At 39.2% G+C, this 12,841-nt stretch carries 20 protein-coding genes and 1 tRNA gene; all 21 read left to right on the top strand.

Annotated elements, in window-relative coordinates; translation table 11 throughout:
- Positions 1–507: 507 nt before the first annotated feature.
- The 21 genes from H5R88_RS07730 to H5R88_RS07630 all read left to right on the top strand — a co-directional run bounded on the left by H5R88_RS07730 (position 508) and on the right by H5R88_RS07630 (position 12,774).
- Positions 508–579, top strand: a tRNA-Trp gene (locus H5R88_RS07730).
- Between the two features lie 177 nt (positions 580–756).
- Positions 757–927 (top strand): hypothetical protein, encoded by a 171-nt coding sequence (locus tag H5R88_RS07725; protein WP_182600712.1) that lies wholly within the window; start codon positions 757–759, stop codon positions 925–927.
- Positions 928–929: 2 nt separating this feature from the next.
- Positions 930–1,184: a hypothetical protein gene (locus tag H5R88_RS07720; protein ID WP_182600711.1), complete on the top strand. Its 255-nt coding sequence runs from the start codon at positions 930–932 to the stop codon at positions 1,182–1,184.
- Positions 1,185–1,242: 58 nt separating this feature from the next.
- Entirely contained in the window at positions 1,243–1,398 is a 156-nt protein-coding gene (locus tag H5R88_RS07715; RefSeq protein ID WP_182600710.1) for a hypothetical protein, read from the top strand.
- A gap of 19 nt (positions 1,399–1,417) precedes the next feature.
- Complete coding sequence (locus tag H5R88_RS07710) at positions 1,418–1,603, top strand: hypothetical protein (protein ID WP_182600709.1); 186 nt, start codon at positions 1,418–1,420, stop codon at positions 1,601–1,603.
- A 46-nt stretch (positions 1,604–1,649) separates the two neighbouring features.
- On the top strand, positions 1,650–2,396 hold the full coding sequence (locus tag H5R88_RS07705; RefSeq protein ID WP_182600708.1) for a DUF4417 domain-containing protein: 747 nt from the start codon (positions 1,650–1,652) through the stop codon (positions 2,394–2,396).
- 2 nt (positions 2,397–2,398) lie between these two features.
- Positions 2,399–2,791, top strand: coding sequence for a hypothetical protein (locus tag H5R88_RS07700; protein WP_182600707.1), 393 nt, complete (start codon positions 2,399–2,401; stop codon positions 2,789–2,791).
- 223 nt (positions 2,792–3,014) lie between these two features.
- Positions 3,015–3,875, top strand: coding sequence for a terminase small subunit (locus H5R88_RS07695; RefSeq protein WP_182600706.1), 861 nt, complete (start codon positions 3,015–3,017; stop codon positions 3,873–3,875).
- Positions 3,856–5,136, top strand: a complete 1,281-nt coding sequence (locus tag H5R88_RS07690) for a PBSX family phage terminase large subunit (RefSeq protein ID WP_182600705.1) — start codon at positions 3,856–3,858, stop codon at positions 5,134–5,136. The genes H5R88_RS07695 and H5R88_RS07690 overlap by 20 nt, the downstream gene beginning before the upstream one ends.
- Before the next feature lie 15 nt (positions 5,137–5,151).
- Positions 5,152–6,645 carry a phage portal protein gene (locus H5R88_RS07685; RefSeq protein WP_182600704.1) on the top strand — a complete coding sequence of 498 codons (1,494 nt, stop codon included), beginning with the start codon at positions 5,152–5,154 and terminating at the stop codon, positions 6,643–6,645.
- Positions 6,581–6,868 carry a ribosomal-processing cysteine protease Prp gene (locus tag H5R88_RS07680; protein WP_182600703.1) on the top strand — a complete coding sequence of 96 codons (288 nt, stop codon included), beginning with the start codon at positions 6,581–6,583 and terminating at the stop codon, positions 6,866–6,868. Before H5R88_RS07685 ends, H5R88_RS07680 begins: the two co-directional genes overlap by 65 nt.
- A gap of 10 nt (positions 6,869–6,878) precedes the next feature.
- Positions 6,879–7,943 (top strand): minor capsid protein, encoded by a 1,065-nt coding sequence (locus H5R88_RS07675; RefSeq protein ID WP_182600702.1) that lies wholly within the window; start codon positions 6,879–6,881, stop codon positions 7,941–7,943.
- Positions 7,944–8,091: 148 nt separating this feature from the next.
- Positions 8,092–8,742, top strand: coding sequence for a DUF4355 domain-containing protein (locus H5R88_RS07670; RefSeq protein ID WP_182600701.1), 651 nt, complete (start codon positions 8,092–8,094; stop codon positions 8,740–8,742).
- Between the two features lie 19 nt (positions 8,743–8,761).
- A complete protein-coding gene (locus H5R88_RS07665; RefSeq protein WP_182600700.1) occupies positions 8,762–9,133 on the top strand; it encodes a hypothetical protein in 372 nt (123 codons plus the stop codon).
- A 17-nt stretch (positions 9,134–9,150) separates the two neighbouring features.
- The gene (locus H5R88_RS07660) at positions 9,151–10,200 is read left to right on the top strand and encodes a major capsid protein (protein WP_182600699.1); all 1,050 of its coding nucleotides are present in this window, start codon (positions 9,151–9,153) and stop codon (positions 10,198–10,200) included.
- A 20-nt stretch (positions 10,201–10,220) separates the two neighbouring features.
- Positions 10,221–10,532 (top strand): phage head-tail connector protein, encoded by a 312-nt coding sequence (locus H5R88_RS07655; protein WP_231824889.1) that lies wholly within the window; start codon positions 10,221–10,223, stop codon positions 10,530–10,532.
- Positions 10,529–10,882: a hypothetical protein gene (locus tag H5R88_RS07650; protein WP_182600697.1), complete on the top strand. Its 354-nt coding sequence runs from the start codon at positions 10,529–10,531 to the stop codon at positions 10,880–10,882. The genes H5R88_RS07655 and H5R88_RS07650 overlap by 4 nt, the downstream gene beginning before the upstream one ends.
- The gene (locus H5R88_RS07645) at positions 10,875–11,423 is read left to right on the top strand and encodes an HK97-gp10 family putative phage morphogenesis protein (RefSeq protein ID WP_182600696.1); all 549 of its coding nucleotides are present in this window, start codon (positions 10,875–10,877) and stop codon (positions 11,421–11,423) included. The genes H5R88_RS07650 and H5R88_RS07645 overlap by 8 nt, the downstream gene beginning before the upstream one ends.
- A complete protein-coding gene (locus H5R88_RS07640) occupies positions 11,424–11,792 on the top strand; it encodes a hypothetical protein (protein ID WP_182600695.1) in 369 nt (122 codons plus the stop codon).
- 3 nt (positions 11,793–11,795) lie between these two features.
- On the top strand, positions 11,796–12,293 hold the full coding sequence (locus H5R88_RS07635) for a phage tail tube protein (protein WP_182600694.1): 498 nt from the start codon (positions 11,796–11,798) through the stop codon (positions 12,291–12,293).
- Positions 12,294–12,366: 73 nt separating this feature from the next.
- Entirely contained in the window at positions 12,367–12,774 is a 408-nt protein-coding gene (locus H5R88_RS07630) for a DUF6096 family protein (protein WP_182600693.1), read from the top strand.
- The last annotated feature ends 67 nt before the right edge of the window (positions 12,775–12,841 follow it).

The raw sequence follows: 12,841 nt of genomic DNA, 5'->3' as shown, positions 1-12,841 counted from the left end.
CGATTAATTTAGTTTGTGCGTTTTGAAAGATCTTTTTTAGGTCATTAAATTTACATGCTATTCTGATAGTCTCAACCGTGCTGTAATCAGCAGAAGAGTACGTAATCTAACTCAACGGCTAAAGGATTACCGTATGAATGGACAGCAATACCGTTACAGGAGTAGGCGGAAAACTACGACCGGGTGCGGTGATTGCGTGGTCCTGATTATACTTAGGCTTCAAGGCTGCATGGGTGCAAAGCCCTACTAAGTTTTTATATCATGATTATCAGAAGAAAGGAGGCTTGGCAGCTCCTTCTTCACCCGTACATTGATAATTATGGTATATAGCAGTGCTTACGAGTCGCACTGCTTGCTGAGAACCAAGATGGGCACACTTGGTCGTGTGGCAAAAGCGTGGTTTGAATCCACCTCTCGGCTTTATCACGGCAAATTTAACTATGATAGGAGATGAACGCTCCTCTTTCGTAATTGCATAGTCTTTTTTGTCTAAGCCGTGATATTTATATAAGCATAGTTCAATTGGCAGAATAACAGGCCCCAACCCTGTAGATTGCGGTTCGAGTCCGTGTGCTTATGTTTCAAGGCAAACCTATTTTTGATTAAAGCAACATTCAACGAAAGGAGGAAGCACCTACTTACTCGTGTTTCTTCCATTAGCCTTGATTGTCCGCAATGACGTTAAACTATCTATTTTCACCTTAGGCTAGTCTTGATGGCTGGCCTTTTGTATTATATTGATGAGGTGAAAATAAATTGACAGACAAATTTGATAATTCATTTAACATCATGCCGCCATTCGATCCTATACGAGATTTTCCGGAAATGCCGAAATTTGATTTCAAACCTATAAAGCGTCCTGATGCTAAACTAGTAGATGATGCTAACAAGGCGACTTTGGATTCACTGGAGGTTCTTAAAAAATAGAAATGAATACAGCATATTTGAGAGATATAGTAGATCTGCTAAGTGTAAATAATGAACATCAAAAAGAATTAAATGATTTGGTGCAATCTATATTAGCAATTGCCAAAGCACCAGATAAAGATGAAGCTCAAAGTAGGTACAGAAGAGTAATGAAAAAGATTGGTGATTTCAGTGCTATTACGTCAGCTACCTTAAATGTTGTTAAGCTTTCATCTTTAGCAACTACAGTATTACAATTTTTTATGCAATCACATTAATAAAATGGTCAGCTTAACGGCTGGCTTTTTTATTTGGAAAGGGTGAATTTCGTTGTTCATGAAATTTATTGCTATGTTAATGGTTCCAATTATGTTTATTGGAGCCCTATTAATTAAGCCGGCACTTATTGGCGTTGGCTTATTTGTTACATCACTAATTGTCGAATTTTTAATTATTTATTTAGTGACCTATATGCTAGAAGATCATTTATAAAATATTAGGAGTGACTGCAATGTTTATTGAAAAAATGTCTTATACACCTGGAATGGTTGATGGATTACGCCAAATGGTAATGATTTATAGTGTGCTATTAGATTCTGCACGTAAGGAAACAGAATCAGAGGTTGAAGCCTATAAAATGGCAGATCATGTATTTACTGGCATCTTAAGTTCTAGTGAAAACAGCAAAGATAAATAGTTTTAAGCCTGGTTATTAGAACTAGGCTTTTTATTTTGGAGGGAAAATGTATCAAACTAAACGGTTCGGATTAGTAGCAAGTAGGCAAGAGTATTTAATGTTATGTCATGCTGAACGAACAATGAAACAAAAAAGCGCAAAACGGAGGATAGCTACACAAAACATGGGAAGTCAAAGAACGATAAGCAAGTATAATCTTGAATATTATTTGCCTAATATGGTAACCGGTAAATTTGATATGCCTGTGTTAGCACCAACAGTTTATAAGCCAAAATCATTAGCAGGATTTAATCAATTAAAAACAGCAGATAACTTAGCTGGAATTCATTTTTATTTAGATGATTACCAATTCGAAAGATTTTGGAATAGACCAAGTCTTTATATTGATAAATTAAGCCAATTTGATTGTGTCTTAACTCCAGATTTTAGCCTATATCAAGATATGCCTTTACCTATGATGATGTGGAATGTATATCGCTCACGGCTGTTAGGACAAATGATGCAACAACTAGGATTGACTGTTATTCCGACTGTTTCATGGGCTGATGAGCGCTCATTTAAATTTTGCTTTGATGGATTGCCCTTAAACAGTACTTTATCTATTAGCACAATTGGTGTGAAGAAGAACGATAAAGCAAATCAGATGTGGCAACGTGGAGTATTAAAAATGATTGCCAAATTACATCCTAAGCAATTACTAGTCTATGGTGGCCAAGTTGATTTCATCTATCCAGATGGTATTGATGTTGTTTATTACGAGAATGATAATATCAAGCGATTGAGAGGTTTATAGTTATGGGTGGACGTGGTGCATCTTCGGGTGTGAGTGTGAAAGGTAAGAAATACGGAACGGAATACCATACTTTACTCCAATATAAGAACATTAAATTTGTGCAGTATAATGATGCACGTAATTCAAAGGTTCCGATGGAGACAATGACAAAAGGAAGAATCTATGTGACTGTTGGCAAAGGCGGACCTCGTTCAATATCGTTGTATAACCGTAAAGGATTACGACTAGCACAAATAGATATTGCTGGAACTCCTCATAAGATTAACAATAAGCCCGAACTTCCCCATGTACATATTGGGTTCAATCATAATGAACATGGAGATAGAAAACCTAATTGGTATGAAAGACGTTTGATTAATGTTGTCAAGTCAGTATATAATAAATACAAAGGGTGAATCGTCTAAGAGGGAGGACAAGGCGTTATACACAAAAGCGAATTTCAATGGGCCTGATTATGGTAGATGTTTAATCATGTGCCGTATGTTATAGGTGAACCGATGAAACGCGTGTAACGTCGGAGGTGCCGGTTCGAATCCGGCCGCCCTTATTCATTAGCATCTGCAATTTGCAGGTGCTTTTTTTGTACACAAATTTAGAAAGGTGGTGTGGTGATATGCTATGAGTAAAATGGAAGAAGCTAAGGCGGATTACTTAGCTGGGATGAAATATAAGGACATTGCCAAGAAGTATGGCGTTGCGCTTAGTACAGTTAAGTCGTGGAAGACCAGGAACAAATGGCAACGAAACAATGCGACCAAGAAGAAAAGTATGCATACAAAAGTAAAAAGTACGCGTACAAAACAAGAAAAGGTTGCACCATCGTTATCGCCACCAGAATTGCCGGATAGTGATGGACTTAATGATAAGCAAAAAGCCTTTTGCCTGTACTATTTACAGCGATATAACGCTACTTGGGCTTATCAAAAAGCTTATGGTGGAAGTTATGAAAAAGCACATTCTAACGCCACTAGAATGATGGCAAATGATGGCATCAAAAAATACCTTACTGAGTTAAAGAAACAACAATCGCAAGACCTATACGCGACCGCCAATGACATCTTGCTACGTTACTTAAATCAAGCGACTAGCAATGTTACCGATGTTCTATCATTCAGAACAGAAAAGCATTTGGCCTATTATAAGGTACGTGATAAAAATGGACCTTATGAAGACGCTGGAGGTAAGTTCAGGTATGAGCCTAAGATTGATCCAGAGACAGGCGAACAGGCTTATTACTATACGAATATTGTTGAGTTAAAAGATAGTAGCAAGATTGATACATCGAACATCAAGAGTATTCGAATTGATAAAGGTGAGCCGGTTGTTGAAATGGAAGATCGTCAGAAAGCAATGCAGATCTTACTTGATCGCTTGCCAGAACCAGAAGTTAACGATGAAAGCACCAACTCATTACTTGCTGCACTTAGCAATGGTATGAAGAAGATATGGAGTGATAAAGATGGGGATAAAGACAGTTAGATTTAAGTTTACCCCGTTTAGTCGTAAACAACTTCAAGTGCTTAGCTGGTGGGCTAATGATGAATTAAAGGGTTATGAAGCTATTATCTGTGACGGTTCTGTTCGTGCTGGTAAAACAGTTGTCATGTCATTGTCATACGTGCTATGGTCCATGACCCAATTCAATGGTCAGCAGTTTGGAATGGCTGGTAAAACGATTGGTTCATTTAGGCGTAACGTGCTAAGACCATTAAGAAGTATGTTGGAAAGCGAAGGGTATGCTATTCACGATTCACGTTCGGATAATATGCTAACGATTAGCAAGAATGGTCATACAAATTATTACTTTATCTTTGGTGGTAAAGATGAAGCATCACAGGACCTAGTTCAAGGTATTACTTTGGCTGGGTTCTTTTTTGATGAAGTTGCTTTGATGCCACAGTCATTTGTTAATCAGGCAACAGCTCGTTGTTCGGTAACAGGTTCTAAGATGTGGTTTAACTGTAACCCCGAAGGACCTTACCATTGGTTCAAACTAGAATGGATTGACCAAATGAAAGATAAGCGGGCGTTACGACTTCATTTTATGATGCAGGATAATCCGTCATTAGCGCAAGAAACCATTGATCGTTATAACCGAATGTATTCCGGTGTGTTCTACCAGCGTTATATCTTAGGATTATGGGTAATGTCAGAAGGGGTTATCTATGACAATTTTGATAGAGATACGATGGTAGTTAATGAATTACCTAATCACTTTGAAAAGTATTACGTCTCTTGTGACTACGGTACACAAAACCCTACAGTATTTTTGTTGTGGGGACGCAACCATGGTGTTTGGTACTTAGTCAAAGAATATTACTACTCAGGACGTGCTACTGCTCACCAAAAGACGGATGAGCAATATTGCAAGGAGCTTAAGAAGTTTCTTGGTAACATTCACGCAAAGATTATTATTGACCCATCTGCTGCTTCTTTTATTGCTGTGTTACGGAATAATGGTTTCCGAGTACAAAAGGCAAAAAATGATGTGGTGGATGGTATTCGTGTTACTCAAACGGCGATGAACGAAGGCAAGATACTATTTAGCAATCAATGTCCTAATTTATTTAAAGAATTATCCAGCTATGTATGGGATGAAAAAGCAGCTGAACGTGGTGAAGATAAACCAGTGAAAGAACATGATCATGCTTGCGATGCTATGCGTTATTTCGTTTACATGGTTATCCATAAAGGCTTCACTGCAAAGATTACTAAACGTCCACATGTTCGTGGATTATAGAAAGAAGGTGTTTATGTGGCTGTTGCAATTGATAGAGAATTACTTGGGGATGTTAACAAGCCAAACCTTGAAGCAATCAACTACGCTATTCGTAAACTGAAAGAACGGCAAGGCAGGTTGGATAAACTTGCTGATTATTACAATGGGAATCAAGAAGTCAATAACCATCGCTTTGAGAATGCTAAAGTTAAAGCTTCTAACGTTATGATTAATCATGCTAAATACATCACTGACATGAATGTTGGTTTTATGACTGGTAATCCGGTTAAATATACCGCCAAGAAAGGTAAGAATATTGATGATGTATTAGAAGCGCTAGAAAAGATTGATATTCATAAGCACGACATTGAGCTTGAAAAAGACTTATCTGTGTTTGGGTATGGCTATGAATTGCTTTATCTTAAAACAATTGATCCAACTATTAGCATTGATGAGCTTGGCAATGAAAAGATTACTCCTAACACTGAATTACGAGTAGAAGCCGTTGATCCACGTGCCGCAATTGTTGTTACTGATGATACAGTTGAACACGACCCTTTATTTGGTGTGTTTGTTCAAGCAAAGAAAAATTTGAGCGGACAGAATGATGGTTATAGTGTCACGGTCTACATGCCAAAAAAGATTGTAGAATATCGCACTGAAGTAGGAATGGAAGTATCGACAGATGATCAAATCGTTGACGAATACGATAACTTGTTCAATGCAGTTCCATTAATTGAGTATCGAAATAATGAAGAACGACAGGGTGATTTTGAACAACTAATCTCGTTGATTGATGCTTATAACCTCCTCCAAACTGACCGAATTTCAGATAAAGAAGCCTTTGTTGATGCAATCCTTGTTACATTTGGCTTCGGATTAGAAGAGGATGAAGACAGTATTGAAGCGTTGAAGAATGGTGTTATTAATGCACCTTCTCGTGACGATGGGGCTGATGTTGAATGGTTAACTAAGACTTTCGATGAAACACAGGTTAACTTGCTTAGCCAATCAATTGAAAATGATATTCACAAGATTTCATACGTTCCGAATATGAACGATGAAAAGTTTATGGGGAACGTATCTGGTGAAGCAATGAAATTTAAGCTGTTTGGGCTTGAAAATCTTATTTCAATTAAGAAACGTTACTTCTTCGATGGCTTGCACCGGCGATTAAAATTAATTCAAACCATCGTTAATATTAAAGGCGGTAATTCAGATGTTGATGGTTGTGATATCTCATTGACGCCTAATATTCCGGTTAACTTGTCTGATGTAGTTAACAACATTAAGAATGCTGACGGTATTCTTCCACGCAAGATTACTTATAGTTGGCTTCCACAAGTTGGGGATGTTCAAGAAGTTATTGATGAAATGGCTCAACAAGATGCTGATAACATCAGAAAGAACCAGCAAGCGTTACAGCGACAGGATCCAGACCGTTTAGAATTGGAGGATAGCCAAGATGATTCGAGTGAAGATTCAAAGGGAACCAACCAAGACGATAATCAAAGCAAGCGGACACGCTGAGTATAGCGTAAAAGGCTCTGATATCGTCTGTGCTTCATTTTCCACTTTGTTAACTCATACGGTTAATAATTGCACTAACGTGGTTGTAAATGATGAGAATGGAACTCTGACAGCTGTATTTGCAAATAGTGAACGCATTGAAAATAAAACTTTGCTAAATGCATTTGAGAACACAGTTAATCAGCTTGTGGAGCAGTACGGTCAATACATTACTGTTTTGTAGGTGAAAGCCTATGAAAGTTGATAAAAATAAATTCAATTATTGGCAATTGCGAGACTTGCAAGACGAACAAAAGAACCAGGATGAAGCAACTAAACGCCTAAAGATTATCAACGTGGCGTATCAGAAAGCAGAAGCATATTTAAGCGACGAGGTCCAAAAGATTTATCGTCGCTATTTTTATGCTGACATCACTGCTGATGAAGTTGCAACAATCATGTCTTCGCACATCTCACCATCTGAGCTGGTAACCCTACAAGCGTTAGCAAGCAATATTGTCGATAAAGAAAGTAAGAAGGCTATTGATGATTACTTAAATCAACTAGCCGCTAAGAGCAGAATTACCCGACTGGAAGAGTTACAAGTCAAAGCGTATATAGTTGCTAAAAATGCTGGAGACGTCGAATTGGATCAGAATATTAAATTGCACACTGATGTGATGAAAAGAACCTGGGCCGAAGTTGAAAAGCAAGGAGCAATATATGATAAAGCAAAAGATTACAAGCTCCCTAATAAAACAAAACCAGCCTTAGAATCCAAAGAAAACAAAATCGTTATCAAGAACCCTAAGACTGATAGGAAAGTTGCGACGGTATCGATGGAACAAGACGTACCGAAGTCGAAAATTACTGAGATACCTAATCGTTATGTGAAAGCAGCATTAAATTCCAGATGGGAAGGCAAAAACTTTTCATCACGTATTTGGGATAACACTGATAAGCTTGCTGAACGCTTGCAAGAATTATTTACGGCTAAAGAGTTAAGTGGAATGTCTGAACGAGAAATGATTAAGCAAATTGAAGAGGAGTTCAATACAAGCCGCTTCAATGCTAGCCGGTTAATCAGAACCGAAGCTAATTATTTTTACTCTAAGATAAAGCTTGATAGTTGGAAGAAACGAGGAGTTAAGCAATATCAGTTAATTGCTGTTCTTGATAGTCGAACCAGTAAGATATGTCGAGCAATTAATAATAAAGTTTTTAACGTTTCTGATGCAGTTATTGGTAAGAATGTGCCACCTTTGCATCCGTTTTGTCGAACTGTGCCTGTAATCTATCTAGGTAACAATAAATCTTGACCTAAGCACGTCATGAAACTACTTCAATAATTGAATACGTGTGTGGGCTTGAAGACACACATTCAGAAAGTCGCTGTGTAGAAATATGGGGTGGCTTTTTTCGTGCAGTCATAAATTCAAGTGTGCATGGGTAGAAAGGATTATATCTATGGAAAAAGTAAAGTTTTACAGTAATTTGCTAAAGCTGAACTTACAACGATTTGCAGATGAAGGACAAGATGGAGAAAGAGGTGCTGATACAGAAAACGAAGCAACGGATACTAATGATGATTCTGATACGCAAAATAAGCCTTTCATGACGTTCCAGACCCAATCAGAATTGGATTCTTATTTTGATAAGAAGTTAGACAAGGCATTAGGGACTGCTAAGGCTAACTGGGAAAAGGAACAAAGCGATAAGGAAAAGAAAGCTAAGGATCGCAAGAATATGACCGAAGAAGAACGACGTGAGGATGACTTTAAGCAACGGGAAGAAGCTTTATCTGCTCGTGAAGCTGATGTTACTAAGCGTGAGAATCGGAGTAAGCTTGCTTCTCGTTTAGTTGATGACGGTTTGCCTACTGGGTTAGTTGATGTTTTTGATGATGTTCTAGCTAATGAAGACAATATGAACGAAACATATGAACGGGTAAGCGAAGTATTTCGTAGCGCTGTTCATGATGCCGTTGAAACTCGGTTAGCACAAGGCTCACGAACACCTAAGAGTACGGATGATAATTTGACTCATAAATCGGCTGGTGAGCTTTATGCTGAAAAGGCTAATAGTGCTAATAAATCTGAAAGTGATTTTTGGAAATAAGAAAGGAGAATGACAATTAATGTACACACGATTTCAAGATGGTAAGCAATTAAACTTCCTTGCTTCTGAGAAGTTCACTGCTTTCCCTGAAACAATTAACAAGGACAATTACAATGTCCAAATTGATGACTTAGGACGCAAGTATGTACCTGCTGGGACAGTATACCCAACAAATGATGCAAAGGCGGTTGGTATTACTGTTAACGATGTATATGTATCAGAAGACGGTTCTAATCAAATGGTAGCTGTTATGCGTGAAGGTTGGGTATTGAGTCAACGATTAACTCCAACTCCATCCACAGACGCAATTAAAGCAATGACAGCAATTCATTTTAAGGATTTAGACACGACTGCTGATACTGCCCCAACAGATCCAAAAGTAAATCAATAGTGAGGAGGAGATAATAGATGAATAAGCAAACACTTAAGCTAGATTTACAACGTTTTGCCACACCAATTCTTGATATGTTCGATCAGAATACGGTGCTTGATTATACTCGTAATCGTCAATATCCAGATATGTTAGGTGATACTTTATTTCCAGCAACTAAAGTTCCAACACTCGAAGTTGATATCTTAAAAGCTGGTAGTCGTGTCCCAACAATTGCTAGCTACTCAGCCTTTGATGCTGAAGCCGAAATCGGTAGTCGTGAAGCAAGTAAGATGACTGCTGAATTAGCATATGTAAAGCGCAAGATGCAAATTACCGAAGAAATGCTAATCAAGTTACGTTATCCGCGTAATAATGCCGAAGCTAACTACTTAAAGCAATATGTGTTCAATGATATTGATGCAATGGTACAAGCAGTTAAGGCACGTGGTGAAAAGATGACAATGGAAATGTTTGCTACTGGTAAGATTACTGATAAGGACAACGGGATTTCCATTGATTATCAAGTTCCAAAAGAGCATCAAACTGCATTAGCAAGTAATACTACTTGGGATAGCGGTAGTGCTTCAATCATTGAAAACTTACAAGATTGGTCTGATAAGCTCGATATTACCCCAACGCGTGCATTGACCTCTAAGAAGGTATTACGGACATTAATGCGTAGTACTGAAATTAAGGAAGCGATCTTTGGTAAAGATACCGGTCGGGTTGTTGGTCAAGCTGATTTAGATCAGTTCATGGTTGCACAGGGACTTCCGGTTATTCGTGCATATGCTGGTAAGTATCGTGAGGAAGACGCTAAGGGTAAAGTTAAAACACAAACTTACTTCCCAGAAGATCGGATCGTTCTCTTTAATGATGAAGTACCAGGTGAAAAGATCTATGGACCAACTCCCGAAGAAAACCGCTTGATCTCAACTAATGCGCAAGTATCAGAAGTTGGTAATGTTATGGCTAAAATTTATGAATCTGGCGAAGACCCAATCGGAACTTGGGTATTAGCGGCCGCAACCATGCTTCCTTCATTTGCAAGTGCTGATGATGTATTCCAAGCCAAAGTTCTCTAATTCGATTTGGGGTGTTTAATGTGGACAAACAAAAATCAACGCTAATTACTTCTCTGGGCTTGCGATTACATGTAACAGATGATGCCTTGCTGTCTGACCTTGTAGAAGAAGCCATCGCCCAGGTACTTGATTACACCGGGCAAAAGGAGCTGATCGGCAATCTTGGTGTCTACGTTAAACGGCTGGCTGTTATCAATTACAATCGCTTGGGTATTGAAGGTGAAGCGCAACGAAGCGAAGGTGGCGTTACTAACTCCCTAGAAGTCGGTATACCTAAGGATATTCGGCAAGGCTTAAATCGCTATCGAATTGCGAAGGTGAAGAAGCTATGAGACTAAAAGAGAGTGACCTCGTAACGGTCTATATTAAGAAGCCGGAAAATACCCAAGATGAAGAGGGCTACGACATTGCCGGGTGGGGAGAGCCGCAAGCAATTAGAATGAACGTTCAATCGGCCAGCGGTGCAGTTAATGCTCAAATCTACGGGAAGGATATTAAGTACGTTAAAACGTGCAAGTATCAAGGCAATGAGCTTTCAGAAGGTCACGGCGAAGGCTTCGGGGTATGTTTGAATGTTTCTGAAAATGTTGATCCTGATTACAAGATCACAGCAATTCAGGAATATTCTACGCATAAAAACATCACCCTAGAACGAATTAAGAGAGATGAGCAGGATGATTGAAGTTGAAATCGTTGGTCTGAACGAGTTAAGGGCAAAACTGCGTAAACTCCCCAAAGCGTTGGCTGATGGTGCGGCAAACGGACAAGAAACTGCACTCGAACAGGCGGAAGCCTACGCTGTTGACGAATTGCAAAGCAGTATTCAGTATTCAACAGGGGAGCTAGCAAGAAGCTTTAAGCATGAAGTTAAAATTGATGGTGACGAGATTGTCGGACGCTGGTGGAACTCCTCGATGATTGCTATTTTCCGAGAGTTTGGGACTGGTAAAGTCGGTGAAGCTTCTAGTAAGGAGTTACCACCTAACGTTGCCATAACTTACCGACAAACACCTTGGTATATCCCTGCTGAAGAAGTTGACGTTAATCTGACGAAGATATACGGCATTCCAAAGGTGAAAATCAAGGGTAAATACTTTTATCGCACCGCCGGGCAACCGGCAAGACAGTTCATGACCCCTGCGGCTAAAAAAATTGCAAAGAAAGCTCCTTCAATAATTAAGCAGTCAGTTGATCAAGAACTTCGCGAGAAGCTGGGTGATTAGATGCAAATTTACAACGTCAAGTCCCTTGTCTTTAAGACTCTAAAATCAATTCCTACTCTTAAAAATGTTTCTCCTTCATATCCTGATAAATTCACCACGTTTCCTACTGCTATCTATAAGACAACTCAACGGTCTTATATCAGAAACAACTATCAAGAAGAAACAGACACGGAATGGCAGATAACGATTGACTTGTACACTGACAAGGGTTCGCTGACAAAACTTAAAAACGAAATTATTGCAAAGTTCTCGGCTATGGGCTTCTCGAATGATGTCGGTGACCAGGACTTGAACGGAGTAACACGAACTGTAATTGTATTCAGCGGCGTTGTTGATAATACAAGCAGACGTGTTTACCAGAAAGGATAAAAAATGACAAAAGGAAAATTATATAGTGATCTTTTAAATTTAGATTTACAACGCTTTGCTGTTGATAGTACAGAAGGTCTTGTTGGTACGGGCACTAAGCTTGAACGTTCAACAGACGGTACTACCTGGGAAGAAATTGCTGATATTAAGACGGTTCCTGAACTTGGTGGGGATACAGAAAAGGTTGATGTTACTACCTTAGCCGATGATCGTCGGAAGCAAGTTGAAGGTATTCAAAACGCTTCTAACGTTCAGTTCCAAGCCGTATATAAGGGTGCTAGTTTTGCTAAAGCCCTAAAACAAGCGGGTGACCGGAAGCAATACCAATGGCGTGTTACTTACCCAGATGGTATGACTGCTACAATGCGTGGATCATACAATATTAAGTTTGCATCCGTAGCTGTTAACGGTGCACTGGGTTACACAATCACTATTACCGTATCAGATGGTCCACATTTCACGGCTGCTGACGGTGATAGCGCTACTGATACACACGAATAGAACTGATAGACGTGGGTTCGATTCCCACGTCTATTTTTTGCAAGCAAAAAACAACTAAAGGAGAGATTTATTTATGGCAACTACTGCTAAGAAAGCAACAAAGACAATGCAACTCGGTGATTTAGAACTCGAATTGAAGTTAGGCGGACGTGAAGTCTTTAAGATTGAGCGCCGTCTTGGTAAGTCAATGATGTCGCTCTTTATGGACTCTCGCGGTGGTCAGAAGTTGCCACCGGTCAACGAAATCTTAATCGTTTTACAAGGGGCTAATCAAAAGCACGGCGTAACCGATAAGCGTCTAGTAGCAGCCTTTGAAAAGTACCTTGACGAAGGTAACACGACAATGGATTTATTTAACGACTTAATGGATCTGTTTGAAGAATCTGGTTTTTTTGGCAAAAAGAAGAAGGGTTCCAAGACCGCTACGGAATCGGAAGTAACGCTAGACGCGGACGAGGAAACGGAGGACGGTCTTCTGTAGAAGAGGAACGCTTTGAAACAGTTTCAGAATTGTTTAAACACCTTTATCCGATTGCTGTGGAGTCAGG

Origin of the sequence: Limosilactobacillus agrestis (genome assembly GCF_014145585.1) — a bacterium.
Taxonomy (GTDB): domain Bacteria; phylum Bacillota; class Bacilli; order Lactobacillales; family Lactobacillaceae; genus Limosilactobacillus; species Limosilactobacillus agrestis.
The sequence above is the reverse complement of the archived record's forward strand: the minus strand, read 5'-3'. Positions and strand labels throughout refer to the sequence as shown.

Coding starts and splice junctions, on each gene's coding strand:
- H5R88_RS07635 (WP_182600694.1), top strand. CDS start 11,796: ATGACAAAAGGAAAATTATATAGTGATCTTTTAAATTTAGATTTACAA.
- H5R88_RS07645 (WP_182600696.1), top strand. CDS start 10,875: ATGATTGAAGTTGAAATCGTTGGTCTGAACGAGTTAAGGGCAAAACTG.
- H5R88_RS07695 (WP_182600706.1), top strand. CDS start 3,015: ATGAGTAAAATGGAAGAAGCTAAGGCGGATTACTTAGCTGGGATGAAA.
- H5R88_RS07710 (WP_182600709.1), top strand. CDS start 1,418: ATGTTTATTGAAAAAATGTCTTATACACCTGGAATGGTTGATGGATTA.
- H5R88_RS07680 (WP_182600703.1), top strand. CDS start 6,581: ATGATTCGAGTGAAGATTCAAAGGGAACCAACCAAGACGATAATCAAA.
- H5R88_RS07700 (WP_182600707.1), top strand. CDS start 2,399: ATGGGTGGACGTGGTGCATCTTCGGGTGTGAGTGTGAAAGGTAAGAAA.
- H5R88_RS07690 (WP_182600705.1), top strand. CDS start 3,856: ATGGGGATAAAGACAGTTAGATTTAAGTTTACCCCGTTTAGTCGTAAA.
- H5R88_RS07630 (WP_182600693.1), top strand. CDS start 12,367: ATGGCAACTACTGCTAAGAAAGCAACAAAGACAATGCAACTCGGTGAT.
- H5R88_RS07705 (WP_182600708.1), top strand. CDS start 1,650: ATGTATCAAACTAAACGGTTCGGATTAGTAGCAAGTAGGCAAGAGTAT.
- H5R88_RS07670 (WP_182600701.1), top strand. CDS start 8,092: ATGGAAAAAGTAAAGTTTTACAGTAATTTGCTAAAGCTGAACTTACAA.
- H5R88_RS07640 (WP_182600695.1), top strand. CDS start 11,424: ATGCAAATTTACAACGTCAAGTCCCTTGTCTTTAAGACTCTAAAATCA.
- H5R88_RS07650 (WP_182600697.1), top strand. CDS start 10,529: ATGAGACTAAAAGAGAGTGACCTCGTAACGGTCTATATTAAGAAGCCG.
- H5R88_RS07720 (WP_182600711.1), top strand. CDS start 930: ATGAATACAGCATATTTGAGAGATATAGTAGATCTGCTAAGTGTAAAT.
- H5R88_RS07715 (WP_182600710.1), top strand. CDS start 1,243: ATGAAATTTATTGCTATGTTAATGGTTCCAATTATGTTTATTGGAGCC.
- H5R88_RS07660 (WP_182600699.1), top strand. CDS start 9,151: ATGAATAAGCAAACACTTAAGCTAGATTTACAACGTTTTGCCACACCA.
- H5R88_RS07665 (WP_182600700.1), top strand. CDS start 8,762: ATGTACACACGATTTCAAGATGGTAAGCAATTAAACTTCCTTGCTTCT.
- H5R88_RS07675 (WP_182600702.1), top strand. CDS start 6,879: ATGAAAGTTGATAAAAATAAATTCAATTATTGGCAATTGCGAGACTTG.